The 21742-nt window shown below is 60.8% G+C and carries 23 protein-coding genes; 6 read left to right on the top strand and 17 right to left on the bottom strand.

What is annotated here, in order from left to right; genetic code table 11:
* Nucleotides 1-5 precede the first annotated feature (5 nt).
* From HX811_RS20630 to minC, 5 genes are all read right to left on the bottom strand, one after another.
* Entirely contained in the window at nucleotides 6-1295 is a 1290-nt protein-coding gene (locus HX811_RS20630) for a M18 family aminopeptidase (RefSeq protein WP_003209095.1), read from the bottom strand.
* Between the two features lie 171 nt (nucleotides 1296-1466).
* On the bottom strand, nucleotides 1467-2102 hold the full coding sequence (locus HX811_RS20625) for an RluA family pseudouridine synthase (RefSeq protein WP_177047121.1): 636 nt from the start codon (nucleotides 2100-2102) through the stop codon (nucleotides 1467-1469).
* Nucleotides 2103-2198: 96 nt separating this feature from the next.
* Nucleotides 2199-2453, bottom strand: coding sequence for a cell division topological specificity factor MinE (gene minE / locus HX811_RS20620; protein ID WP_003175252.1), 255 nt, complete (start codon nucleotides 2451-2453; stop codon nucleotides 2199-2201).
* A gap of 3 nt (nucleotides 2454-2456) precedes the next feature.
* Entirely contained in the window at nucleotides 2457-3269 is an 813-nt protein-coding gene (gene minD / locus HX811_RS20615) for a septum site-determining protein MinD (RefSeq protein ID WP_003209098.1), read from the bottom strand.
* Between the two features lie 199 nt (nucleotides 3270-3468).
* Complete coding sequence (gene minC / locus HX811_RS20610; protein WP_003209099.1) at nucleotides 3469-4206, bottom strand: septum site-determining protein MinC; 738 nt, start codon at nucleotides 4204-4206, stop codon at nucleotides 3469-3471.
* A 118-nt stretch (nucleotides 4207-4324) separates the two neighbouring features.
* Between minC and HX811_RS20605 the strand changes: the two genes are divergently transcribed.
* A complete protein-coding gene (locus tag HX811_RS20605) occupies nucleotides 4325-5260 on the top strand; it encodes a lipid A biosynthesis lauroyl acyltransferase (RefSeq protein WP_003209101.1) in 936 nt (311 codons plus the stop codon).
* A gap of 32 nt (nucleotides 5261-5292) precedes the next feature.
* On the top strand, nucleotides 5293-6444 hold the full coding sequence (locus tag HX811_RS20600) for a patatin-like phospholipase family protein (RefSeq protein WP_177047120.1): 1152 nt from the start codon (nucleotides 5293-5295) through the stop codon (nucleotides 6442-6444).
* 121 nt (nucleotides 6445-6565) lie between these two features.
* Here HX811_RS20600 and HX811_RS20595 read toward each other — a convergent pair whose 3' ends face one another.
* The 8 genes from HX811_RS20595 to puuE form a co-directional block, all read right to left on the bottom strand.
* Complete coding sequence (locus HX811_RS20595) at nucleotides 6566-7351, bottom strand: outer membrane protein OmpK (RefSeq protein ID WP_003209104.1); 786 nt, start codon at nucleotides 7349-7351, stop codon at nucleotides 6566-6568.
* The gene (locus HX811_RS20590) at nucleotides 7348-7743 is read right to left on the bottom strand and encodes a hypothetical protein (RefSeq protein WP_134326009.1); all 396 of its coding nucleotides are present in this window, start codon (nucleotides 7741-7743) and stop codon (nucleotides 7348-7350) included. Before HX811_RS20590 ends, HX811_RS20595 begins: the two co-directional genes overlap by 4 nt.
* A gap of 43 nt (nucleotides 7744-7786) precedes the next feature.
* Nucleotides 7787-9139: a nucleobase:cation symporter-2 family protein gene (locus HX811_RS20585; protein WP_087694784.1), complete on the bottom strand. Its 1353-nt coding sequence runs from the start codon at nucleotides 9137-9139 to the stop codon at nucleotides 7787-7789.
* 196 nt (nucleotides 9140-9335) lie between these two features.
* The gene (locus tag HX811_RS20580; protein ID WP_008432185.1) at nucleotides 9336-10637 is read right to left on the bottom strand and encodes a urate hydroxylase PuuD; all 1302 of its coding nucleotides are present in this window, start codon (nucleotides 10635-10637) and stop codon (nucleotides 9336-9338) included.
* A 50-nt stretch (nucleotides 10638-10687) separates the two neighbouring features.
* Nucleotides 10688-11191, bottom strand: a complete 504-nt coding sequence (locus HX811_RS20575; protein ID WP_003209110.1) for an ureidoglycolate lyase — start codon at nucleotides 11189-11191, stop codon at nucleotides 10688-10690.
* Nucleotides 11192-11331: 140 nt separating this feature from the next.
* Nucleotides 11332-12327, bottom strand: coding sequence for an allantoicase (gene alc / locus HX811_RS20570; RefSeq protein ID WP_003209112.1), 996 nt, complete (start codon nucleotides 12325-12327; stop codon nucleotides 11332-11334).
* Between the two features lie 80 nt (nucleotides 12328-12407).
* Nucleotides 12408-12923 carry a 2-oxo-4-hydroxy-4-carboxy-5-ureidoimidazoline decarboxylase gene (gene uraD, locus HX811_RS20565; protein ID WP_008432188.1) on the bottom strand — a complete coding sequence of 172 codons (516 nt, stop codon included), beginning with the start codon at nucleotides 12921-12923 and terminating at the stop codon, nucleotides 12408-12410.
* Nucleotides 12920-13846, bottom strand: a complete 927-nt coding sequence (gene puuE, locus HX811_RS20560) for an allantoinase PuuE (RefSeq protein ID WP_008432189.1) — start codon at nucleotides 13844-13846, stop codon at nucleotides 12920-12922. The genes uraD and puuE overlap by 4 nt, the downstream gene beginning before the upstream one ends.
* 461 nt (nucleotides 13847-14307) lie before the next feature.
* On the opposite strand from puuE, the gene uraH reads away from it, so the two are divergent.
* Entirely contained in the window at nucleotides 14308-14661 is a 354-nt protein-coding gene (gene uraH, locus HX811_RS20555) for a hydroxyisourate hydrolase (protein ID WP_134326010.1), read from the top strand.
* 130 nt (nucleotides 14662-14791) lie between these two features.
* On the opposite strand, the gene HX811_RS20550 is transcribed toward uraH, so the two are convergent.
* The 3 genes from HX811_RS20550 to HX811_RS20540 form a co-directional block, all read right to left on the bottom strand.
* Entirely contained in the window at nucleotides 14792-15418 is a 627-nt protein-coding gene (locus HX811_RS20550; RefSeq protein WP_008432192.1) for a LysE family translocator, read from the bottom strand.
* A gap of 63 nt (nucleotides 15419-15481) precedes the next feature.
* Nucleotides 15482-16828 (bottom strand): NCS2 family permease, encoded by a 1347-nt coding sequence (locus HX811_RS20545; protein WP_003212843.1) that lies wholly within the window; start codon nucleotides 16826-16828, stop codon nucleotides 15482-15484.
* 191 nt (nucleotides 16829-17019) lie between these two features.
* A complete protein-coding gene (locus tag HX811_RS20540) occupies nucleotides 17020-17454 on the bottom strand; it encodes a MarR family winged helix-turn-helix transcriptional regulator (protein ID WP_003212841.1) in 435 nt (144 codons plus the stop codon).
* 82 nt (nucleotides 17455-17536) lie between these two features.
* Between HX811_RS20540 and HX811_RS20535 the strand changes: the two genes are divergently transcribed.
* Both HX811_RS20535 and HX811_RS20530 read left to right on the top strand, forming a co-directional pair.
* A complete protein-coding gene (locus HX811_RS20535; RefSeq protein WP_003212839.1) occupies nucleotides 17537-18703 on the top strand; it encodes a PLP-dependent aminotransferase family protein in 1167 nt (388 codons plus the stop codon).
* A 10-nt stretch (nucleotides 18704-18713) separates the two neighbouring features.
* On the top strand, nucleotides 18714-19316 hold the full coding sequence (locus tag HX811_RS20530; protein WP_008432197.1) for a glutathione S-transferase family protein: 603 nt from the start codon (nucleotides 18714-18716) through the stop codon (nucleotides 19314-19316).
* Between the two features lie 105 nt (nucleotides 19317-19421).
* Here the strand turns inward: HX811_RS20530 and HX811_RS20525 are convergent, their stop codons facing one another.
* Nucleotides 19422-20318, bottom strand: coding sequence for a LysR family transcriptional regulator (locus tag HX811_RS20525; protein WP_177047119.1), 897 nt, complete (start codon nucleotides 20316-20318; stop codon nucleotides 19422-19424).
* A 131-nt stretch (nucleotides 20319-20449) separates the two neighbouring features.
* Between HX811_RS20525 and HX811_RS20520 the strand changes: the two genes are divergently transcribed.
* Entirely contained in the window at nucleotides 20450-21742 is a 1293-nt protein-coding gene (locus HX811_RS20520; protein ID WP_003213142.1) for a CitMHS family transporter, read from the top strand.

Genomic DNA, 21742 nt, shown 5'->3' with positions numbered 1-21742 from the left:
TGCAATTACGGCAAGTCGCGACTCGCGTAAAACGCACTCAACACCTTCACCAGGTGCGCCAGGTCGTGGCTGCCGCACAGCTCGCGAATCGAGTGCATGGCAAACGTCGGCAAGCCGATATCCACGGTGCGCACGCCCAGGTGGCTGGCGGTGATCGGGCCGATGGTCGAGCCGCAACCCATGTCGCTGCGAACCACAAAGCTTTGCACCGGCACTTCTTCGGCCATGCACAGGTGGCGGAAGAACCCGGCGGTTTCGCTGTTGGTGGCGTAGCGCTGGTTGCTGTTGACCTTGATCACCGGGCCGGCATTGAGTTTCGGGCCGTGGTTGGCGTCGTGCTTCTCGGCGTAGTTGGGGTGCACGCCGTGGGCGTTATCGGCAGACACCAGCAGCGACTTCTGGATAGTGCGTACGAATTCATCACCCTCGGGCAGCAGGCGGCGCAGGGTCTGCTCCAGCATCGGGCCGTCGGCACCGCAGGCGGAGCACGAGCCGACTTCTTCGTGGTCGTTGCAGACCAGCACGCAGGTTTCATCGGTTTCGGCGGTGAGCAGGGCTTGCAGGCCGGCGTAGCACGACAGCAGGTTGTCGAGGCGGGCACCGGCGATAAAGTCGCCATTGAGGCCGATCACGGCCGCGCTCTGGGTGTCGTAGAAGCTCAGCTCATAGTCGAGCACCACGTCAGCGTTCAAACCGTGTTCACGAGCCAGTTGCTCGGTCAGCACTGCGCGGAAGTCTACGCGCTCGTCACCGGCGAACTGCGCAAGGATCGGCGGCAGTTCGGTCTGGGCATTGATCGCCCAACCCTGGTTGGCTTCACGGTTCAGGTGAATGGCCAGGTTGGGGATGATCGCGATGGGCAGCTTGAAGTCGATCAGCTGGCTTTCGACCTTGCCGTCGCGGCGGAAAGTGACGCGGCCGGCCAGGGACAAGTCGCGGTCGAACCACGGCGCCAGCAGCGCGCCGCCGTACACTTCCACACCCAGTTGCCAGAAGCCCTGGCGTTGCAGTTCAGGCTGTGGCTTGACCCGCAGGCACGGGCTGTCGGTGTGGGCGCCGACCAGGCGGATGCCGCCTTGCAGGGGCGAGTGGCGGCCGAGTTTGAAGGCGATGATCGAGGAGTCGTTGCGGGTCACGTAATAGCGCCCGTTAGCCTCGGTGGTCCAGGTCTCGCGCTCGTCAAGACGCTGGAAACCGGCCGCTTCCAGGCGCTGTGCAAGGGCGGCGGTGGCATGGAACGGGGTAGGGGAGGCCTTGAGGAAGTCGATCAGGCCTTGGTTCAACTCTTCGCGCATAAGTAGCTCCAGACAGCAATGGCGCGAGTTTACCGTCCGACGGGATAAGTGCACAGAACAAATGTGGGAGCGGGCTTGCTCGCGAATGCGGTGTGTCAGTCGCCGAATGAGCTAACTGATCCACCGCATTCGCGAGCAAGCCCGCTCCCACATTTTAATTGCGTTTACAGGTTAAAACGGCGCGGGGCACTCGAAGCGCAGACGCTCGCCGCTCTGGGGATGGGTGAAGCCCAGCATGCTGGCGTGCAGGCACAGGCGTGGCCAGGCAGCCAAGGCCTGTTCGTGGGCGTACAAGCCATCGCCCAGCAACGGATGCCCGATGGACAGCATATGCACGCGCAGTTGATGGGAGCGGCCGGTGATCGGCGTCAGCTCAACCCGGCACCAGTCGCCGCAACGCTCCAGGACTTTCCAGAAGGTCAGCGCGTTCTTGCCGAACTCGTGGTCCACCACGTGCCGTGGCTTGGTCGGTGGGTCGTAGCGCAAGGGCAAGTCGATGCTGCCGCTCTCCAGTTCCGGTTGGCCCCAGCACAGTGCGGTGTAGGCCTTTTCGGTTTCCCGGTCATGAAACTGGCGGGACAGTTCACGGTGGGTATCCGCGTCACGGGCCAGCAGGATGATCCCGGACGTTTCCCAGTCCAGGCGATGGACGATGCGGGCTTCGGGGTAGCCGTTTTCCTGCAGGCGGGTGATCAGGCAGTCCTTGTTGTCGTCGGCGCGACCGGGCACCGAGAGCAGCAGGGTAGGCTTGTTCACCACCAGGACAGCAGCGTCCTGATGAAGGATATGGACATTGGACAACGGCATTAAAACAGCCTCGTAACAAACGCCAACGGCGGCTCGCTCACCCGGCCCCGTGAGGGGAGCCAGGTAACCGAGCCGCCGTGGCGACCGCCTTTTCGATCAACGATCAGGCAGGGTGATATTGAGTTCCAGAATCGAGCAGCTGCCGTCATTTTCCAGGGCGACATGCACGTCATCGTTACCGATGTTGACGTACTTGCGGATCACTTCCACCAGTTCCTTCTGCAGGGCTGGCAGGTAATCCGGGGTGCTGCGTTGGCCGCGTTCGTGCGCCACGATGATCTGTAGACGCTCTTTCGCTACCGACGCGGTACTTGGCTTTTTGTTGGCGCGAAAGAAGTCGAGAAATTTCATTGTTTAGTTGCCTCCAAAGATACGCTCGAAGAATCCCTTCTTCTTAACATCGAGGAAGCGATGTTCCACGGTCTTGCCCAGCAAGCGATCTACCGCATCGCTGTACGCCTGGCCGGCGTCGCTCTGGTCGTCAAGAATCACCGGCACACCTTGGTTGGATGCCTTCAGGACGGCCTGGGATTCCGGGATCACACCCAGCAGGGTCACGGCGAGGATTTCCTTCACGTCTTCAACGCCGAGCATTTCGCCATTGCTGACGCGCTCAGGGTTGTAGCGGGTCAGCAGCAGGTGTTCCTTGATCGGATCTTCACCTTTCTCGGCGCGCTGGGACTTGCTGGCCAGCAGGCCGAGCATGCGGTCCGAGTCACGTACCGAGGAGACTTCAGGGTTGGTCACGACGATGGCTTCGTCGGCGAAGTACATCGCCAGGTGAGCACCGGTCTCGATACCCGCCGGGGAATCGCACACCACGTATTCGAAGGTTTCCTTCAGTTCGGCGAGGACCTTGCCCACGCCTTCCTTGGTCAGCGCGTCTTTGTCGCGGGTCTGGCTGGCGGCCAGTACATACAGGTTCTCAAGGCGCTTGTCCTTGATCAGTGCCTGTTGCAGGTTGGCTTCGCCATTGACGACGTTGACGAAGTCGTACACCACGCGGCGTTCACAGCCCATGATCAGGTCGAGGTTACGCAAGCCGACGTCGAAGTCGACGATAACTGTCTTGTGGCCGCGCAGAGCGAGGCCGGTACCGATAGCGGCGCTGGTGGTGGTCTTACCCACACCACCCTTGCCGGATGTAACCACGAGAATCTTGGCCAAGGTGTTTCACCCCTAAGGAAAAAGGACTTTTTAGTCCCTGAAAAACATCTCTTGTCACTCGCTGCAGGCGGGCAGCTCTTGTAGGAGAAAGCACGGTTTGCCTGGGCAAACCCCACCTTAAAATTATTCCTACACAAGTTTTGCCGTTTTCGCTGTGCTATCAGAGTCCAGAGATGCTTGGAAAATGCGGCAGTATCCGTTAAAGACGAACGATGTTCAACACATCGCCCGACAGGCTGACTTGTACCCCGGCCCCCCACAGCGGATCGCGGCGCAAATCTTCCGAAACCTTGTACTGGCCTGCGATGGACACTAGCTCAGCGGTCAACTGCTGGCAAAAAATACGGGCCTTGGTGTCACCTTTTATGCCGGCCAGGGCACGACCACGCATGGGGCCGTATACATGGATGTTTCCATCGGCGAGAAGTTCCGCCCCCGGGCTGACCGGGGCGATGACGACAAGGTCGCCACCCTGGGCGTAAATCTGCTGCCCGCCCCGTACGGGAGAGGTGATGATCTTTGTCGGCTTGATCGTCGGCTCCGGCGGTTTCTCCGGTTTTTTCTTCTCTTCGCCGACCAACGGGTCGAGCGGACGCTCGCGGGCACCCGACGGCGGCAGTACTGGCAGTTCAATGGCGATTGCCGCGGCGATGTCTTCGATACGGCTGGCACGGATCGCCAGGGTGCGCAGGCCATGCTGGCGGCACACGCGCATCAGCCCGGGCAGGTCGACCGCGCCCTGGCCGGCCGGGAGCTTGTCCAGGGCCAGCACCAGCGGTGCATTGTTGAAGAAGTTCGGCGCCAGGGCGACCTTGGCGGCGAGCTGGCGGTCCAGGGCATCAAGGTCGTTGCGGGCCAGTTCCAGCACGGTAATGGCGAGCATGCTGCCTTTCAACTGGAACACGGGATCTTGGTCTAGCGGTTCGGTTTGGCTCATGGTCGGCAAAGCGGCTTGTCACGAAAAGTGTCGAGACTTATAACGAGAACATCCGCTAGCCGCAAGCCGGGTCGAACCGTTGTAGAATGCGCGGCCGTTGTCTTTACCGGAATCTTGAATGGATCGCCCGCGTTTTCGAGCTGTATTTTTTCATCCGCGCTTCTGGCTGTTATGGCTGGGGCTCGGTTTGCTGTGGCTGATTGTGCAGTTGCCGTACCGGGCTTTACTGGGGATTGGCCGTGCCTTGGGGGCGGGAATGTACCGGGTGGCCGGTGAACGTCGACGTATCGCCGCACGAAACCTGGAACTGTGCTTCCCGGAAAAGTCCGCTAAAGAGCGTAAACATTTGCTCAAGGAAAACTTTGCCTCCACCGGCATCGCGTTCTTCGAGATGGCCATGAGCTGGTGGTGGTCCAAGCCGCGCCTGGCGCGCCTGGCCCATGTCGAAGGGCTGGAGCACCTCAAGCAGGCGCAACTGGAAGGCAAGGGCGTGATCCTCATGGCCCTGCATTTCACCACCCTGGAAATCGGTGCCGCCTTGCTCGGGCAGAAGCACACCATCGACGGCATGTACCGCGAGCACGGCAACCCCTTGTTCGATTTCGTCCAGCGCCGTGGCCGCGAGCGGCACAACCTCGACTCCCTGGCCGTAGAGCGCGAAGACGTGCGCGGCATGCTCAAGCTGCTGCGGGCCGGTCGTGCGATCTGGTACGCACCGGACCAGGACTACGGCGCCAAGCAAAGTATCTTCGTGCCATTGTTCGGCATTCAGGCCGCCACCGTGACCGCCACCAGCAAGTTCGCCCGCCTGGGCAAGGCTCTGGTGGTGCCGTTCACCCAGGAACGCCTGGCCGACGGCAGCGGTTATCGCCTCGTGATCCATCCGCCGCTGACCGACTTCCCCGGTGAAACCGACGAGATCGATTGCCTGCGCATCAACCAGTGGGTCGAAGCCTCCGTGCGCGAATGCCCCGAGCAATACCTGTGGACGCACCGCCGCTTCAAGAGCCGGCCGCCAGGTGAACCTAAACTGTATGAAAAACGCCGCCGTTGATCTGAAGTCCCCAAGCACCATGGAGTGATGCAATGCGCCCAGCTGAACCGGTCACAGGCTTGATTCTTTCCGGCGGCGGGGCGCGGGCCGCCTATCAGGTGGGGGTACTGGCGGCGATAGCCGAGCTGTTGCCGCCGGGCGCGGCCAATCCGTTTCCGGTGATCGTCGGCACCTCGGCCGGGGCGATCAATGCGGTGAGCCTGGCCAGTGGCGCCATGGACTTTACCGCCGCCATCCAGCGCCTGACCGCCTTCTGGCAGGGCTTTCGCAGCCACCTGGTGCTGCGCAGCGACTGGCCCGGGGTGATCAGCCAGGCCAGTCGATTCCTTATCCACAGCCTGCTGGGGATGGGGGCGCAGGTGCCAGTGGCGCTGCTCAACAGTTCGCCGTTGCGGGATTTGTTGCGTGACAAGCTGCACCTGGAAGGCATCGAGCAGTCGATCCGCGAGAAACACCTTCATGCTGTGGCGGTGACCGCGTTCGGATACGAGTCCGGGCAAGCCGTGACCTTCTATCAGGGCGGCGGCACCATCGATGCCTGGTTGCGGCATCGGCGCATCGGCATTCCCACCCAATTGACCGTTGAACATTTGCTGGCCAGCTCGGCGATTCCGTTGCTGTTTGCGCCGGTCAAACTCGGCCAGGAATATTTTGGTGACGGGGCGGTGCGCCAGTCGGCGCCGATCAGTCCTGCGTTGCACCTGGGCGCCAGCCGCGTGCTGGTGGTGGGGGTCAGTGGCAACCCGCGTGGTAACGATCCATCGAACCCGGCGCGCACCTTCACCGGCCAGGAGCCGACGTTGGCGCAGATCGGCGGGCACATGCTCAACAGCACGTTCATCGACAGCCTGGAAAGCGATATCGAATTGCTCGAGCGCCTGAACCAGTTCAGCCACGTGTTGCCGGCCAACGCGGCGATACAAGGTTTGGCGCCAGTGGAAGTATTGGTGATCGCTCCCAGTCAGCCAATCGACGAAATCGCGGCACGTCACCGCCAGGAATTGCCGGCGGCATTGCGCCTGTTTCTGCGCGGGCCGGGGGCGACCAAAACCAGTGGCGCGGGTGTGCTCAGCTACCTGCTGTTCGAGGCGGGGTATTGCAGCGAATTGATCGAGCTGGGAAGGCGGGATGCGCTGGCCAAGCGCGAAGAGTTGCAGCGGTTCCTGGGCCTGACACCGGACTGAATGTGGGAGCGGGCTTGTGTGGGAGCTGGCTTGCCTGCGATGCAGGCACCTCGCAGTTTCAGTTACACCGCAGTGATGCTATCGCAGGCAAGCCAGCTCCCACAGGGAGGCGCGGTGTTGGTTAGAAGTGGTACTTCACCAACAGGCTCGCAGTGTCCTGGTTGGTCTCGAACGCGCCGCTGTCCTGGATCCCGTACTTGTTCTTCCAGTAGTCGTATTCGATACCGACATACAACTGCTTCTCGCCCCAATGCAACGCCTTGCCCAGGTCATATTTGATCTGCGGGTTGAAGTGCAGGTTGGCGTGGTAAGTGCCGCGGGCGTTCTTGTCGTTATCCACCACCCAGTCCATGAAGCCGTCGATCAGCACATTGGAGTTGCCCACCGGGATCGTGTACGACCACACCGGTGTGATCTGCCATACGCCGTCACCCGGGCGATTGCCTTCGGTCTGGCGCTGGTAGAAGTTCAGCTGGAAGTAGTCGAAACCAGGGATTGCCAGGTCGAAGCCCGGGCCGAGCAAGTACGACTCGTTGTCGCCTTCGCCGAACTCGTAAGTGAACGCCAGCAACACGTCCTTGATCGGACCGAACGACAAGTCCTTGTCGAAAATCTTGCCGAACGACAAGCGTGGGCTGAACTCACCGTAGTAAGTACTCGGGCCGACATTGCCGTCTTCCTTGCCGTTGTAAAAGATGCGGTCGAGGAAGAAGAAGTTGTCGCCGTACTTCCACGCATCGGCGTGTTCGAAGGTCACGGTTTGCTGGATCTGCGGGTTAACAGTGAAGTTCTTGCCCCACAGATAAGTCAGGCTGTTGTTCTGCCACTGCAGCAGATCACCGGCCATGGCCTGGCCCCCGGCCAGCAGGGATCCTGCCAGCATCAGGCTGTTCACGGTACGTTTCATTCGGTTGCTCCCGAGGTAAAGGTTTCTGGTTTTTTTTCTAAGCGGACGCTCTGGTGTGGCGTCTTTTGGCTTGCCGCAAAAATCGTCTGTTCGGTCAGCTTTGATGCTTTTAGCAAGAGCTGCGCCAAGGTGTTTAAAAAGCCAAAAAATCCCCGTCGGCTGTGATGAACACAGTCGAATTCGGAGAGTTTTTGCACACGTTGGCTGCGGACGTGGGGCCGGGATAAGTTGGCCTTGCAGTCAGCTTTTACATTCGCTGTTTTTTTTTGAGTCGATTTGAGCGGGCGCCGAGAATACTGACTCCCAGGCCTGTGCTCAAGTGCGCCGTTAAAGAGCGCGCGGGGCGAGAATGGGGCACGGCGCGTGGCCGGCCCCGGGTGAATGGCGTACATGGTGTGTTCCCTGATCGTTATTGTTTTTGTTGTGACGCAGGAATCAATGTGGGTGTGCGTGAGCGCTTGGGGCAGCGCGTTCGGCGCCACCCAGGATGTTGAATAACAGGTTCAGCGACAGCGCGCTGATCGTGGCCATGGCGATGCCGCTGTGAGTGATCGGGCTCATCCATAGCGGCAGCTGTGCAAAGAATTCGGGACGTACCACCGGGATCAATCCCATGCCGATACTCACCGCCACCAGCAACTGGTTACGACGGTCGGCAATGTCGGCTTCCTGGAGGATCTTGATCCCGGTGGCTGCCACCATGCCGAACATGGCAATCGCCGCGCCACCCAGCACTGCGGGTGGAATCGACGCTACCAAAAAGGCGGCCTTGGGCAGCAGGCTCAGCACAATCAGGAACGCCCCGGCCACGATCGTCACCGAACGGCAGCGCACGCCGGTCATCTGCACCAGGCCGATGTTCTGCGCGAACGAGGAGTGGGTGAAGGTGTTGAAGAACCCGGCAAAAAACGATGCGCCGGCGTCACACAACAGGCCACGGCGGAGCATTTTCGGCGTGACTTCCTGGCCGGTGATCTTGCCCAGGGCGAGGAACATCCCGGTGGACTCGACGAAGATGATCACCACCACCAGGCACATCGACAGGATCGGCGCCAACTCGAACTTGGGCATGCCGAAATGCAGTGGCGTCACCACTTGCACCCACGGGGCGCGCGCCAGGCCGCTGAGGTCGACCATGCCGATCATCCCGCACAGCCCGTAGCCGAGGGCCATGCCGATCAGCACCGAGATATTCACCCAGAAGCCGCGCATGAAACGGTTGATCAGCAGGATGGTGGCCAGCACCAGCGCGGCAATCGCCAGGTAAATCGGTGAGCCAAACGTGGACGCCGCTGCGCCACCGCCGGCCCAATTGACCGCGACGGGAAACAGCGAAAGACCAATGGCGGTGATCACGGTACCGGTCACCAGCGGTGGAAAGAAGCGCACGACCTTGGACATGAACGGCGCGATCACCATGCCGAAAAAACCGGCGGCGATGGTCGCACCGAAGATCCCCTGCAGACCGATGCCGGGCATGCCGGCCATGGCCACCATGCTGCCGACAGCGGCGAAACTGGCGCCCATCATCACCGGCATACGAATGCCTACCGGGCCGATGCCGAAGGACTGGACCATGGTTGCGATGCCCGCCACCAGCAGGTCGGCGTTGATCAGGAAGGCGATTTCTTCACGGCTCAAGCCTGCGGCCTGGCCGATGATCAAAGGCACGGCGACGGCGCCACCGTACATCAGCAAGACGTGTTGCAGGCCTACCAGAATCAGTTGCAAGAGGGGCAGCCGCACCATGGCGGGCGCGGCAGGAGTCTGCGTTTCTAGCTGGGACATGCAACACCTCGGATCTTTTTATTGTTGTGTTGTTCGGCATTCAATTGCCGGGTGGAACTCATTCGTCAAAGCACACCGCAGATCCCATGTGGGAGCGGGCTTGCTCGCGAACGCGGTGGTTCAGTCACCTGAAGTGTTGAATGACACACCGCATTCGCGAGCAAGCCCGCTCCCACACTAGTCCTGCGTTAATCAGTCAGTTGGTACGCGCCCCCTGAGTGATCCAGGTGCCAATCAAGTCCCGTTCCTGCTGGGTCATCTGGGTGATATTGCCCAGCGGCATGATCTGGCTGGCCACGGCCTGTGCCTGGATGCGCGGGGCCATTTGCTGGATCTGCTGCGGCGTATCAAACATCACCCCGGCCGGCGCGGTGCTGAACAGCGGGCTTGTCGGCTTGGCCGAATGGCACACCGCGCAGCGCTCCTGGATCACCCCGTGGACCTTGTCAAAATCAATCGAGGCCTGGGCCGGTGCTGCTTCGGCAGGTGCCGGTGCAGGTGCCGCTGGAGCAGCCGGTTTAAGCCCGCCACCCAACGCCGTTTCCGGCAGCGGCTGGTACTCGATGGCCGCTGGCGCCTTGGCCACTTCCGGTGCAGTCGCCACCGGTTTTGGGCCGGTCACGTAGGCCAGGCAAATCATTGCCAGTGCGCCCACCGGCAAGGTCCAGGCATATTTCTGGCTGTTGTGACGGGTGTTGAAGTAGTGACGCACCAACACCGCTGCCACCGCGATACCTGCGAGGATCAGCCAGTTGTATTGGCTGCCGTAGGTGCTCGGGAAGTGGTTGCTGATCATGATGAACAGCACCGGCAAGGTGAAGTAGTTGTTATGACGCGAACGCAGCAAACCCTTGGCCGGCAGTGCCGGGTCGGGTGTGCGGTTTTCGGCGATGGCCGCCACCAGCGCACGCTGGGCCGGCATGATGATGCGGAACACATTGCCCACCATGATGGTGCCGATCACGGCGCCCACATGCAGGTACGCACCACGGCCGCTGAACACTTTGCTGAAGCCGTACGCAGCGGCAATCAACAGTACGAACAGGATCAGGCCGAGCAGGGCAGGGCGCTTGCCCAGTGCCGAGTCGCACAGAAAGGAGTAGATGAACCAGCCGGCCAGCAGCGAGCCGAGGCCCAGCAACACACCTTCCGGACCGCTGAGGCTGCTGCCCGGGGCCAGCAGGTACAAGGTCGGGTTGGCATAGAACACCACGCACAGCAGCGCGATGCCGGACATCCAGGTGAAATAGGCTTCCCATTTGAACCAGTGCAGGTTGTCCGGCATGGTCGGCGGGGCCAGTTTGTATTTTTCCAGGTGGTAGATACCGCCACCGTGGATCGCCCACAAGTCACCGGCGAGGCCGTCCTTGGGGTTGACGCGGTTGAGGTTGTTTTCCAGCCAGACGAAGTAGAACGAAGCGCCGATCCAGGCGACGCCAGTGATCATGTGAACCCAGCGCACGCTCAGGTTCAGCCATTCCATCAAATGTGCTTCCACAGTCTTTACCTCTCGCCTGTCACTCTGTCGTCGAGTGATCAGACCTTCTCTTATTGGTGGGGGGCGAGGATCAACCGCTCATCCTCTTTGAAAAAATGCTCATCGCAGTTATTGCCTGTGCCACTGCGATCAACCACCAGGAAGTCATCCCGCTTTTCGATCGTCAGCACCGGGTGGTGCCAGACGCCGCGATGGTAATTAATGCCCTGCCTGCCGTTGGTAACGAAGGCGCGGACCAAGCCCGATACAGGTTCATCGCCAAGTGGCGCGACCACGATCAGAAAGGGGTTGCCGAGCAGCGGGATGAAAGCCTGGCTGCCCAGCGGGTGTCGTTCCAGCATGCACACGGTCAGCGGCATGTCCTGCGCGTCGGCGCGGAAGATGCTGATGATCGCGTTATCTTCTGGCGTGGCGGTTTCAACCGTCGCCAGTTTATGAAAGCGCATGGTCGACCCGTTGTTGATCATGAAGTGATCGCTGCCATCGGTTTCGATAACGTCTCCGAAAGGGGCGAAGGCTTCTTTGGTCAGGGGTTCGATCATCAGTGTGCGCATGGCTGTCTTCTTATCCGGATTCTGTGTTGTTTGCTTTTGTGGCGAGGGAGCTTGCTCCCGCTGGACTGCGTAGCAGTCCCATTTCCTGGGGCCGCTTCGCGACCCAACGGGAGCAAGCTCCCTCGCCACAGGTTCACCGCTTACTTCGAGACCTTACCGAGAACCCGCAGGCGGCTCACACCACCATCCGGGAACACATTCAGACGAATGTGGGTGATCGGGCCCAGCGCCTTGATCTGCTCGGCAAACGTGTGTTCAGCGTGCATTTCCAGTTTCTGCGCCGGCAGCAGTTCGCGCCAGAACAGCGATTGGGTTTCGATCTGGCTGTCGGTGCCGCCCTTCACGAATGCGCCCTGGATCGAGCAAGTGTCCGGGTAGTTGCCCTTGAAGTGCAGGGTGTCGACCACGATCTTCTCGATCTCGCCCGGGTGGCCCAGTGCGACGATCACCCAGTCATTGCCCGGCGTACGACGACGTGCGGTTTCCCAGCCATCGCCCATGTTGATGCCACGGCCCGGGTTGAGGATGTTGCTCATGCGCCCGAAGTGTTCATCGGAGCAGGCCAGTGCGCGGCCGCCGTTCAATGCAGCAGCCAGGTCCACCTGTTCGTTGTCGCCCACCGCCGACCAGTCGCGGAACGGAATGCCGTACACACGCAGACGGGCCACGCCACCATCCGGGTAGATGTTGAAACGCAGGTGGCTGAAGGCCTGGTCGTTGTTGATCTCGTGGAAGTGATGGCTGTTGCCTTGCAGCTCCACAGCCGACAGCACTTCAACCCACTGGGTGTTGTCATCCGGCTCGCCGGACGCCAGGAAGCAGGCTTCCAGGGACGCCGATGGCGGGAAGTTGCCGGTGAAGAATGAAGTGTCGATGTCCACGCCTTTGATCGAACCCGGTACGCCCAGGCGGATCACTGCGCTGTCGTAGCCTTCGAAGCGCTTGCGGCGCGACTCCCAGCCGTCCATCCACTTGCCGTTGTCATCGAAAACGCCCTCCTTCCACACGGCCGGGGTCGGCTGGAACAGGCGGTTGGCGTCGGCGAACCAGTCATCGGTGACAGAGATGATCTTGGTGCCCAGGCGGGCGTCGGCCAGGTTGACGAACTTTTCGAAAGGTACGGGTTGCGCTTTCATTCTTCTTGTCTGCCTTAAAGTAAGTGGCTTGGGATGCTCGCCAGGCCCTGGGCGTTCATGAACCGCTCGGGCCAGGTCTGCTAAAGGGTCAGTAATCGGAACAACGCGATTTTATTGATCTCGGCCAGCGCACATTTGAACTCGGCTTCCACCGAGTTGTGAATGCGCGTTTCAAACGCGGCAAGGATCTGGTGCCGGTTGCTGCCTTTTACCGCCATGATGAAGGGAAACTTGAACTTGGCCTTGTAGCCATCGTTCAGCTCGGTGAAGCGCGAAAACTCGTCGCTCGAGCATTGGTGAATACCGGCGCCAGCCTGTTCATTAGTGCTGGCTTCGGTCAACTGGCCCTGGACGGCCGCTTTGCCCGCCAGGTCCGGGTGAGCGTTGATCAGGGCCAGTTGACTGGTGTGATCGGCGCTCAACAGGATGTCGCTCATGCGCTGGTGTAGGGTTTCAATCTCGTCGATCGAAGCGTCCTGGCCCAGGTCGAAGGCCTTTTCGGCCACCCATGGCGAATGTTCGTAGATGTCGGCGAAGGCTGCGACGAATTCGTCGCGGCTCAGGCTCGACGGTTTCAGGGTTTGGAACGCGGTCATTTGGCGGCTCCCTGGAAAGGGTGTACGTCATGCCAGTGACGGGCGATGTCGACGCGGCGGGTAAACCACACCTGGTCATGGCCCTTGGCGTATTCGATAAACCGCTTGAGGGCGGCCAGGCGTGCCGGGCGGCCGATCAGGCGGCAGTGCAAGCCGATGGAGAGCATTTTCGGTGCGTCCGCGCCTTCGGCATACAGCACGTCGAAGGCGTCTTTCAGGTATTCGAAAAAGTCGTCGCCCTTGTTGAAACCCTGGACCTGGGTGAAGCGCATGTCATTGGTGTCCAGGGTGTAGGGGATCACCAGGTGCGGCTTGCCGGTCGGGTTGTTGGGTTCCCAGTAGGGCAGGTCGTCGTCATAGGTGTCGCAGTCATAGAGGAAGCCGCCTTCCTCCATCACCAGCCGCCGGGTGTTGGGGCCGGTGCGGCCGGTGTACCAGCCCAGCGGGCGCTCGCCGGTGAGTTCGGTGAGGATGCGGATCGCTTCGAGCATGTGCTCGCGTTCCTGGGCCTCATCCATGTATTGGTAGTCGATCCAGCGGTAGCCGTGGCTGCAGATCTCGTGGCCGGCGGCGACCATCGCGCGGATCACATCCGGGTGACGCTGGGCGGCCATGGCCACGGCGAAGATGGTCAGCGGGATATCGAATTCCTTGAACAACTTGAGGATGCGCCACACGCCGGCACGGCTGCCGTATTCGTACAGCGACTCCATGCTCATGTTGCGCTCGCCTTGCAGCGGTTGCGCCGAGACCATCTCGGACAGGAAGGCTTCCGACTCTTTGTCGCCGTGCAGGATGTTGCGCTCACCCCCTTCTTCGTAGTTGAGTACGAACGACAGGGCGATACGGGCCTTGCCTGGCCAGTGTGGGTGAGGAGGGTTACTGCCGTAACCGATCAGGTCGCGTGGGTAGTCAGCGCTCACTGCAGTCTTCCTTCTTGTTCGTGGTAGCGGTGTGTGTGGCGGCCGGGCAGCGGAAAGACTGGGTGGCGTCACAACGATGACTGATTGTATACAACTTAGTGTGCACTTTGTAAGCCTGTATTTCTGCATTTTTTCCGCGTGGTCTTTGCAGAATAGCACTGCAAGAAACCTGCCTGACTGGTCAGCTAAATTGAAAAAAACCTCATTCACTGTAGGAGCGAGCTTGCTCGCGAAAAACCTGAGAGCGCCTCGTTAACCCTGAAGCGCTGCGTTATCGTTAACGATCTTCGCGAGCAAGCTCGCTCCTACAGTATCGGCGTCAGCAACGGAACGCAGGCTTGTTGAATTTATTGTGTACAATTTTTTTGAAAAGTGTCTTAATCAGCCATCGCCGGCTTTTTCAGTGACCTGAAAAGGTGCGGTCTTTCACTTTTACTGACTTCGGGAGGCGCGCAGACGCTATGGGACGTTTGACCACACACGTATTGGACGCCGCGCATGGCTGCCCTGGCAGCGCAATCAAGGTTGAGTTGTACCGTGTCGAGGGCGCACAGCTTGAGCTGGTCGCCAGCACCCTGACCAACAGCGACGGCCGCTGCGATGCACCCCTGCTGCAAGGCGATGACTACCGCAGCGGTGTCTATCAGTTGCAGTTCAACGCCGGTGATTACTACCGCGCCCGCGGTGTGCAACTGCCCGAACCTGCATTTCTCGATGTGGTGGTGCTGCGCTTCGGCATCAGCGCCGAACAGGATCACTACCACGTGCCTTTGCTGATTTCGCCTTACAGCTACTCCACCTATCGCGGTAGCTGAGTCGTCACCGCGCTTCACACCCCCAAAGCTCTTCGTTGGTTTTTCGCCCGCTCACACTGCGGGCTTTTTTTCGCCTGCTGATTGCGCCATAAAGGCGGCCCCGATTTTCAGTGCGATCGGGGCTGGATCTTCAGCGGCTCAATAGCGACGCAGCGCCGGCGCCTGTGAACAAGCCCGCGCTGATCCGGTTGAACCAGCTCTGGCCCCTGCCGCTGCGCAGGTAGCGCGCGGCGCCATGGGCGCCGAGGCCGTAGGCCAGTTTGCACAGCAGGTCGAGCACGGTCCAGGTGGCGATCATGATCAGCAACTGCGGCAAAAAGGCCTGCTGGGCACTGAGGAATTGCGGCAGGAAGGCGGCGAAAAACAGGATGTCCTTCGGGTTGCTGGCGCCCAGCACAAAGGCCCGGCCAAACAGCGCACGAAAACGCGGGGTGGCGGCCACTTGCGGTACGTCGGCGACGTGGGCCGGTTGCCGGGATTGCTGCCAGCTCTGCCAGGCGAGGTAGAACAGGTACAGCGCGCCGACGATCTTCAGGGCGCTGAACAGCTGTTCCGATGCCAGCAACAACGCACCCAAACCCAGCGCCGAGGCGCTCAGCAGGCAGATCGAAGCAATCACCCCGCCGAGAAAGGCCGGGTACGAACGGCGCAGGCCGTAGTTCAGGCTGTTGCTGATCATCAGCAAGGACAGGGGGCCGGGGATCAGGATCACCACCAGCGCAGCGCCGCTGAACAGCAGCCAGGTTTCCAGACTCATTGCATTCCTCCATTCGTACAAAAGCCCCACCCGACGGGGTGAGGCAGGGTCAAGCGGGTTGGCCTACAGGAACGCGAACTTGGCGATGAAGATCGCGCAAAGCACCCACAGGCTGATGGAAATTTCCTTGTGTTTACCCGTACCGGCCTTCAGCGCCACGTAGGTGATGAAACCCAGGGCGATGCCGTCGGCCACCGAGAAGGTCAGGGGCATCATGATCGCCGTGACGATCGCCGGAATGCTGTCGGTGGCGTCGTCCCAATTGATATGGGCCATGCCGCTCATCATCAGCATCGCCACATAGATCAACGCGCCGGCGGTGGCATAGGCCGGAATCATGCCAGCCAGCGGGGCAAAAAACATCGCTGCGATAAACAGCACACCCACGGTGACGGCGGTCAGCCCGGTACGGCCACCGGCGGCAACCCCGGCGGCGCTTTCCACGTAACTGGTGACTGGCGGCACGCCGACCATGGCGCCGAACACGCTGGAGGCGCTGTCGGCTTTCAGGGCGCGGGAGAGGTTTTCGATCTTGCCGTCGGCATTCACCAGGCCTGCGCGCTGGGCCACGCCCATCAGGGTGCCGGCGGTGTCGAACATGTGCACAAACAGGAAGGCGAACACCACGCTGATCATGCTGACGTTGAACACGCCCATCACGTCCATGGCCATCCAGGTCGGCGCCAGGCTTGGCGGGGTGGCCAGGATGCCGTGGTACTCCACCAGGCCCAGGCCCCAACCGGCGAGGGTCACGGCGATGATGCTGATCAGGATCGCGCCGAATACCCGGTGGTAGCTGAGGATCGCAATCAACAGGAAACAGATGGCCGCCAGCAATGGGGCGGGTTCATGCAGGGAGCCGAGCTTGATCAGGGTGGCCGGGCTTTGCACGATGATGCCGGCGGTTTTCAGGCCGATCACCCCGAGAAACAATCCGACGCCGGCGCCCATGGCATGGCGCAGGCTCACCGGAATGCTGTTGAGCAGCCACTCGCGAATGCGTGAGAGCGTCAGGATCATGAACAACACACCGGAGATAAACACCGCACCCAGTGCCGTCTCCCAGTTGTAGCCCATGGTCCCGACCACGGTGTAGGTGAAAAACGCGTTCAGGCCCATGCCCGGCGCCAGGCCTACTGGCCAGTTGGCGTACAGGCCCATCAGCAGGCAACCCAGCGCGGCGGCGATGCAAGTGGCGACAAACGCCGCGCCGTGATCGATGCCGGCGTCGGCCATGATGTTGGGGTTGACGAAGATGATGTAGGCCATGGTGATAAAGGTCGTGAGGCCAGCGATCAGCTCGGTCTTCACTGTGGTGCCATGCAAGCGGAGTTTGAACAGGCGTTCCAGCCAACCGTTGTGGGTTGGCGAGAGGTCGAGCGTAGGGGCTTCGGATTTGCGGCTTTCCACAGCAAGTACTCCTCAAGAGTTTTATTGTTATTTCCAGCGCCGGACACATGAGTGGGCAGCAGCGCTTTGAGGTACCAGCGGGTTTTGTTGACCAATAGGTCAGGAACTCGCACGAAGCGAATTATGCTTTTGTATACAAATAAAGCAAATAATGTTTTCTATTTTGTGTGCGAAAGGGGATGAAAGGCAATTCAGGATTGGCCACTGAGTGCCTTGTTTACCGCCAGCCAGCCTTCTACTGCCGTCTCGCCTGCCTCGGCAAACGCCCGTTGCAGCAGCTTTACCTGTTCGCGCCGCAGCGATTGTTCGAAACGCCGGCCTTCCTCGGTCAACTCCAGCAGGCGCTTACGCTTGTCGGTCTCGGACGCCACGCTGTCCACCAGGTGCATTTCCTGCAGTTGGCGCAACGGCATGTTCAGCGCCTGTTTGCTCACGCCGAGCAGTTCCAGCAGCTCCTTGACGCTCAAGGCCGGGTAGCGCGCGATAAAAAACACGATGCGTTGATGCACCCGGCTCAAGCCGCGGCGCTCCAGCATTTCGTCAGCCTTGGCGGTGAACGCCTGGTAGCCGAAGAAGAAGGCTTCCATGGCGGTTTGCTGGCTGGTCTGGTTTTTAAGGTCAAGCATATTGACGTATCTGCCCAAGTCGTCGTAATTTCGGTCAAGCAGTTTGACGTATTTTCCCCAGGCTTTGCTACCGGTGACCCTTATGGCCTTCTCAGAACGTGTTTCGCGTCTTAAAAGCTCCCTGATCCGTGAAATCCTCGCGGCGGCGCAAAAGCCGCAGGTGATGTCCTTCGCCGGTGGCCTGCCGGCCGAAGTGATGCTGCCCACGCTGGATTGGGAAGGCATGCCGCTGAATATCGGCCAATACGGCATGAGCGAAGGCGAGCCACAGTTGCGTGAATTGCTGGCGGCCGAGGCGCGGGTGCTGGGTATTGCCTGCGATGCGCGCCAGGTCATGGTGGTCAGCGGCTCCCAGCAAACCCTGGACCTGGCGGCCAAGCTGTACATCGACAAGGGCACCAAAATCCTGCTGGAAGGCCCGACCTATCTCGCGGCGTTGCAGATATTCCAGCTGTTCGGCGCCGATTGCCTGACCGTACAGCTTGAAGCGGACGGTCCGGACCTCAGAGCCTTGCGCAGCAGCCTTGAGCAGCATCGCCCGTCCTTCGTCTACCTGATCCCGACGTTCCAGAACCCTTCGGCGGTGCGCTACAGCGATGCCAAGCGCGAGGCCGTCGCCGCGTTGCTGGACGAGTTTGGCGTAACCCTGATCGAAGACGAACCCTACCGCGAACTGACCTTCGACGGCGGCAGCGCGCAACCCATCGTCAGCCGGCTGAAAAAGGCCAGCTGGATCTACACCGGCACCGTATCCAAGACCTTGTTGCCCGGCCTGCGGGTCGGCTACCTGATCGCCAGTCCGGACCTGTTCCCGCACCTGCTCAAACTCAAGCAATCAGCCGACCTGCACACCAACCGCGTTGGCCAGTGGCAGGCGATGCAATGGATCGGCACCGAGAAATACCAGCATCACCTGGTAGAGTTGCGCAGCTTTTACCGAGGCCGGCGCGACGCTTTCCAGGCTGCACTGGCGCGGCATTTCAGCGACCTGGCCGACTGGCAAATACCCCAGGGCGGATTATTCTTCTGGCTGACCTTGAAACAGCCGCTCGATACCCGCACCTTGTTGGCACCTGCGCTCGACCAGGACATCGCGTTCATGCCCGGTGAACCGTTCTTTTCCGAGCCGGACAATCATCACGGTCACCTGCGGCTCAATTTCAGCCATATCGACCCGGCGCGCTTGGACGAAGGTCTCAAGCGTCTCGCTGCGGTGGTCCGTCAAGCACAGCACGCGCAAGCGGCATAGGGGAGCCTCCATGTACAAGGTCTACGGCGATTACAAATCGGGCAACTGCTACAAAGTCAAACTCATGCTCAGCCTGTTGGGCATCGACTATGAGTGGATCGATGTCGACATCCTGAAGGGCGACACCCAGACCGCGGAGTTCCTGGCCAAGAACCCCAACGGCAAGATCCCGGTGCTGGAGCTGGAAGACGGCACCTGCCTGTGGGAGTCCAATGCGATTCTCAACTTCCTGGCCGATGGCAGCGAGTTCCTGCCCAGCGAACCGCGCCTGCGCACCCAGGTTCTGCAGTGGCAGTTTTTCGAGCAGTACAGCCACGAGCCGTACATCGCGGTGGCGCGGTTTATCCAGTTTTACCTGGGGCTGCCGGAAGATCGCCTGGAGGAATACAAGAAGCTGCACAAGGGCGGTTATAAAGCCCTGAAGGTGATGGAGCGCCAGTTGCAATTGACACCGTATCTGGTGGGCGACCAATTCTCGATTGCCGACGTGGCGCTGTATGCCTACACCCATGTGGCGGATGAAGGTGGCTTTGACCTGAGCGCCTATCCAGGCGTGCAGGCGTGGTTGAAGCGCGTGGCCAGCCATCCCAAGCATGTGCCGATGCTGGGCTGAAATGCGGTCAAAAATGTGGGAGCGGGCTTGCTCGCGAAAGCGGTGGATCAGTCAACCTATGCATTGGCTGACACACCGCCTTCGCGAGCAAGCCCGCTCCCACATTTAGTTTTGCGGTGCGCCAGGTAATTCTTCACTGAGCAACTCAAAACAGCGCTGCGCCGCTGGGCTCAACGGCTGTCCACTGCGACTGATCAACCCGATCTCCCGGTTCACCCCCGGATGATCAATGGTAATCCGCTTCAACCCCTCCAGACTGTCCGCCGCCGACTCCGGCAACACACTGATCCCCAAGCCCTGCCGCACCAACGCCAACACGGTCGACATGTAGTTGGCCTCCATCCCCGCGAGCATCGTCAGGCGTGTTTCATCGAACAACGCGTCCACCTGTTCCCGCACGCTGCTGTCGCGGCCGGTGAGGATGATCGGCTGGTCGGCCAGTTGCTCTAGGCTCAACGTTGCAAAACGAGTCAGCGGATGATCCAGCGGCACGAACGCACATAACCGATCATTCAGCACCGGTACAAACCCCAACCCGTGGCTCAGCCGCGCCCGCACACCAATACCGAAATCCACCTCGCCCGAACGCACTTGCGCATGAATGCGGTGAGCAACCAGGTCATGCAAGCGCACCTCGATCCCGGCAAAACGTTCGCGAAACAGGCGCAGGGCGGGAGGCAACGCGCCGGCGCACACGGAGGGCAGGGCGGCGATGGTCACCACGCCTCGTCGTAGCGCTGCCAGGTCACGGGAGCCGGTGACGATGTTGTCCAGGTCCAGCAACAGCTTCTCCATCGGCCCGCGTGCATCCAGCCCGGCGGCGGTGATGCTGACGTGGCGCGGGCTGCGGTCGAGCAGCGCGACGCCCAGCCATTCCTCCAGTTGCTGCACCTGCACGGTCAGCGCTGAGGGCGACAAATGCAGTTCGTTGGCGGCCTTGGTAAAGCTGCCCGTGCGGGCAACGGCGAGAAACGCCTGGATATGCTGGATCGAATTTTTCATTTTTATTTTGCTCGAGCGTTTTGTTTTTTCGAATGTGGAGTGCCGAATATTCCAATTTACAAAGCCTAACGCGATTCCAATACTCCAGGGAAAACAATAACCGGCCGAAAACGCCGTTCTGGAGCTACCCCATGCTCGCTACCCTGGGTGTCATCACTATCCTGTGCCTGCTCACTGCCGTCATGAGCAAACGCCTGTCGCCACTGGTGGCCCTGATTGCCTTGCCGATCATCGCCGCGCTGCTGGGCGGTTTCGGCCTGCAAACCAGCGCCTTCATCATCACCGGCATCAAGAACGTCGCCCCCGTGGTGGGGATGTTTGTGTTCGCGATCCTGTTCTTCGGGATCATGACCGATGCCGGCATGCTGGATCCAATCATTGATCGCATCCTGCGCACGGTAGGGACGCGTCCTACAAGGATTGTCGTCGGTACCGCGACCCTGGCCCTGCTGGTGCACCTCGACGGCTCCGGCGCGGTGACCTTCCTGGTGACGGTGCCGGCGATGCTGCCGCTGTACACGCGGCTGGGAATTGATAAACGCATCCTCGCGTGTGTGGCGGCGATGGCGGCCGGGGTCAACTTCCTGCCGTGGACCGGCCCGGTACTGCGTTCCTCGGCGGCGCTGCACGTGCCGGTGGCGGACTTGTTCCAGCCGCTGATCCCGGTGCAGATCGTCGGCCTGGTCTTTGTTTTCGCCTGCGCCTGGTGGCTGGGCCACCGGGAAGAAAAACGCCTGGGCCTGGGCGCTGGTTCCAGCGTGGACGCCGTGCCGCAACGGGTGCTCAGCGACGATGACATTGCCCTGCGTCGCCCGCGGCTGTTCTGGGTCAACCTGGTCCTGACGGTACTGGTGATGGTGGTGATGATCGCCGGTTGGGTCGACCCGGTGGTGATGTTCATGCTCGGCACCGTGGTGGCGCTGTGCATCAACTACCCGAACGTCGACGCCCAACGCGCGCGGATCGACGCCCACGCAAAAACCGCCCTGACCATGGCCAGCATCCTGCTCGCTGCCGGTGTGTTCACCGGCATCATGCAAGGCACCGGCATGCTCAAGGCCATCGCCGAAGTGGCGGTGGCGCAGATTCCGGCGGGCCACGGCAAGTTGATCCCGGCGGTGGTGGGCTTCCTGTCGATGCCGCTGAGCATGCTGTTTGACCCGGATTCCTACTACTTCGGCGTGATGCCGGTGATCGCCGAAGTCGGCAAGGCCTTGGGCGTCGACCCGCTGCAAGTGGCCCAGGCCTCGTTGCTGGGCGTGCACACCACCGGCTTTCCGGTCAGCCCGTTGACGCCTGCGACCTTCCTGTTGGTGGGCCTGTGCAAGATCGAATTGGCCGATCACCAGCGCTTCACCATCCCCTTTCTGTTTGCCGCGTCGGTGTTGATGACCCTGACGGCTTTGCTCCTGGGAGTGATTTGA

Origin of the sequence: Pseudomonas sp. F8002 (assembly GCF_013385495.1) — a bacterium.
GTDB lineage: Bacteria > Pseudomonadota > Gammaproteobacteria > Pseudomonadales > Pseudomonadaceae > Aquipseudomonas.
This window is presented reverse-complemented; position numbering and strand designations above follow the sequence as displayed.

What these genes read in the sequence shown, in the direction of transcription:
- HX811_RS20525 (WP_177047119.1), bottom strand. Translation starts at nt 20,318, where the DNA reads ATGAAAAATTCGATCCAGCATATCCAGGCGTTTCTCGCCGTTGCCCGC.
- minC (WP_003209099.1), bottom strand. Translation starts at nt 4,206, where the DNA reads ATGAGCCAAACCGAACCGCTAGACCAAGATCCCGTGTTCCAGTTGAAA.
- HX811_RS20530 (WP_008432197.1), top strand. Translation starts at nt 18,714, where the DNA reads ATGTACAAGGTCTACGGCGATTACAAATCGGGCAACTGCTACAAAGTC.
- HX811_RS20590 (WP_134326009.1), bottom strand. Translation starts at nt 7,743, where the DNA reads ATGTACGCCATTCACCCGGGGCCGGCCACGCGCCGTGCCCCATTCTCG.
- minE (WP_003175252.1), bottom strand. Translation starts at nt 2,453, where the DNA reads ATGAAATTTCTCGACTTCTTTCGCGCCAACAAAAAGCCAAGTACCGCG.
- alc (WP_003209112.1), bottom strand. Translation starts at nt 12,327, where the DNA reads ATGAAAGCGCAACCCGTACCTTTCGAAAAGTTCGTCAACCTGGCCGAC.
- uraD (WP_008432188.1), bottom strand. Translation starts at nt 12,923, where the DNA reads ATGACCGCGTTCCAAACCCTGAAACCGTCGAGCCTGAGCCGCGACGAA.
- HX811_RS20575 (WP_003209110.1), bottom strand. Translation starts at nt 11,191, where the DNA reads ATGCGCACACTGATGATCGAACCCCTGACCAAAGAAGCCTTCGCCCCT.
- HX811_RS20550 (WP_008432192.1), bottom strand. Translation starts at nt 15,418, where the DNA reads ATGAGTCTGGAAACCTGGCTGCTGTTCAGCGGCGCTGCGCTGGTGGTG.
- HX811_RS20585 (WP_087694784.1), bottom strand. Translation starts at nt 9,139, where the DNA reads ATGTCCCAGCTAGAAACGCAGACTCCTGCCGCGCCCGCCATGGTGCGG.
- uraH (WP_134326010.1), top strand. Translation starts at nt 14,308, where the DNA reads ATGGGACGTTTGACCACACACGTATTGGACGCCGCGCATGGCTGCCCT.
- HX811_RS20600 (WP_177047120.1), top strand. Translation starts at nt 5,293, where the DNA reads ATGCGCCCAGCTGAACCGGTCACAGGCTTGATTCTTTCCGGCGGCGGG.
- HX811_RS20540 (WP_003212841.1), bottom strand. Translation starts at nt 17,454, where the DNA reads ATGCTTGACCTTAAAAACCAGACCAGCCAGCAAACCGCCATGGAAGCC.
- HX811_RS20535 (WP_003212839.1), top strand. Translation starts at nt 17,537, where the DNA reads ATGGCCTTCTCAGAACGTGTTTCGCGTCTTAAAAGCTCCCTGATCCGT.
- HX811_RS20625 (WP_177047121.1), bottom strand. Translation starts at nt 2,102, where the DNA reads ATGCCGTTGTCCAATGTCCATATCCTTCATCAGGACGCTGCTGTCCTG.
- HX811_RS20520 (WP_003213142.1), top strand. Translation starts at nt 20,450, where the DNA reads ATGCTCGCTACCCTGGGTGTCATCACTATCCTGTGCCTGCTCACTGCC.
- HX811_RS20630 (WP_003209095.1), bottom strand. Translation starts at nt 1,295, where the DNA reads ATGCGCGAAGAGTTGAACCAAGGCCTGATCGACTTCCTCAAGGCCTCC.
- HX811_RS20595 (WP_003209104.1), bottom strand. Translation starts at nt 7,351, where the DNA reads ATGAAACGTACCGTGAACAGCCTGATGCTGGCAGGATCCCTGCTGGCC.
- HX811_RS20605 (WP_003209101.1), top strand. Translation starts at nt 4,325, where the DNA reads ATGGATCGCCCGCGTTTTCGAGCTGTATTTTTTCATCCGCGCTTCTGG.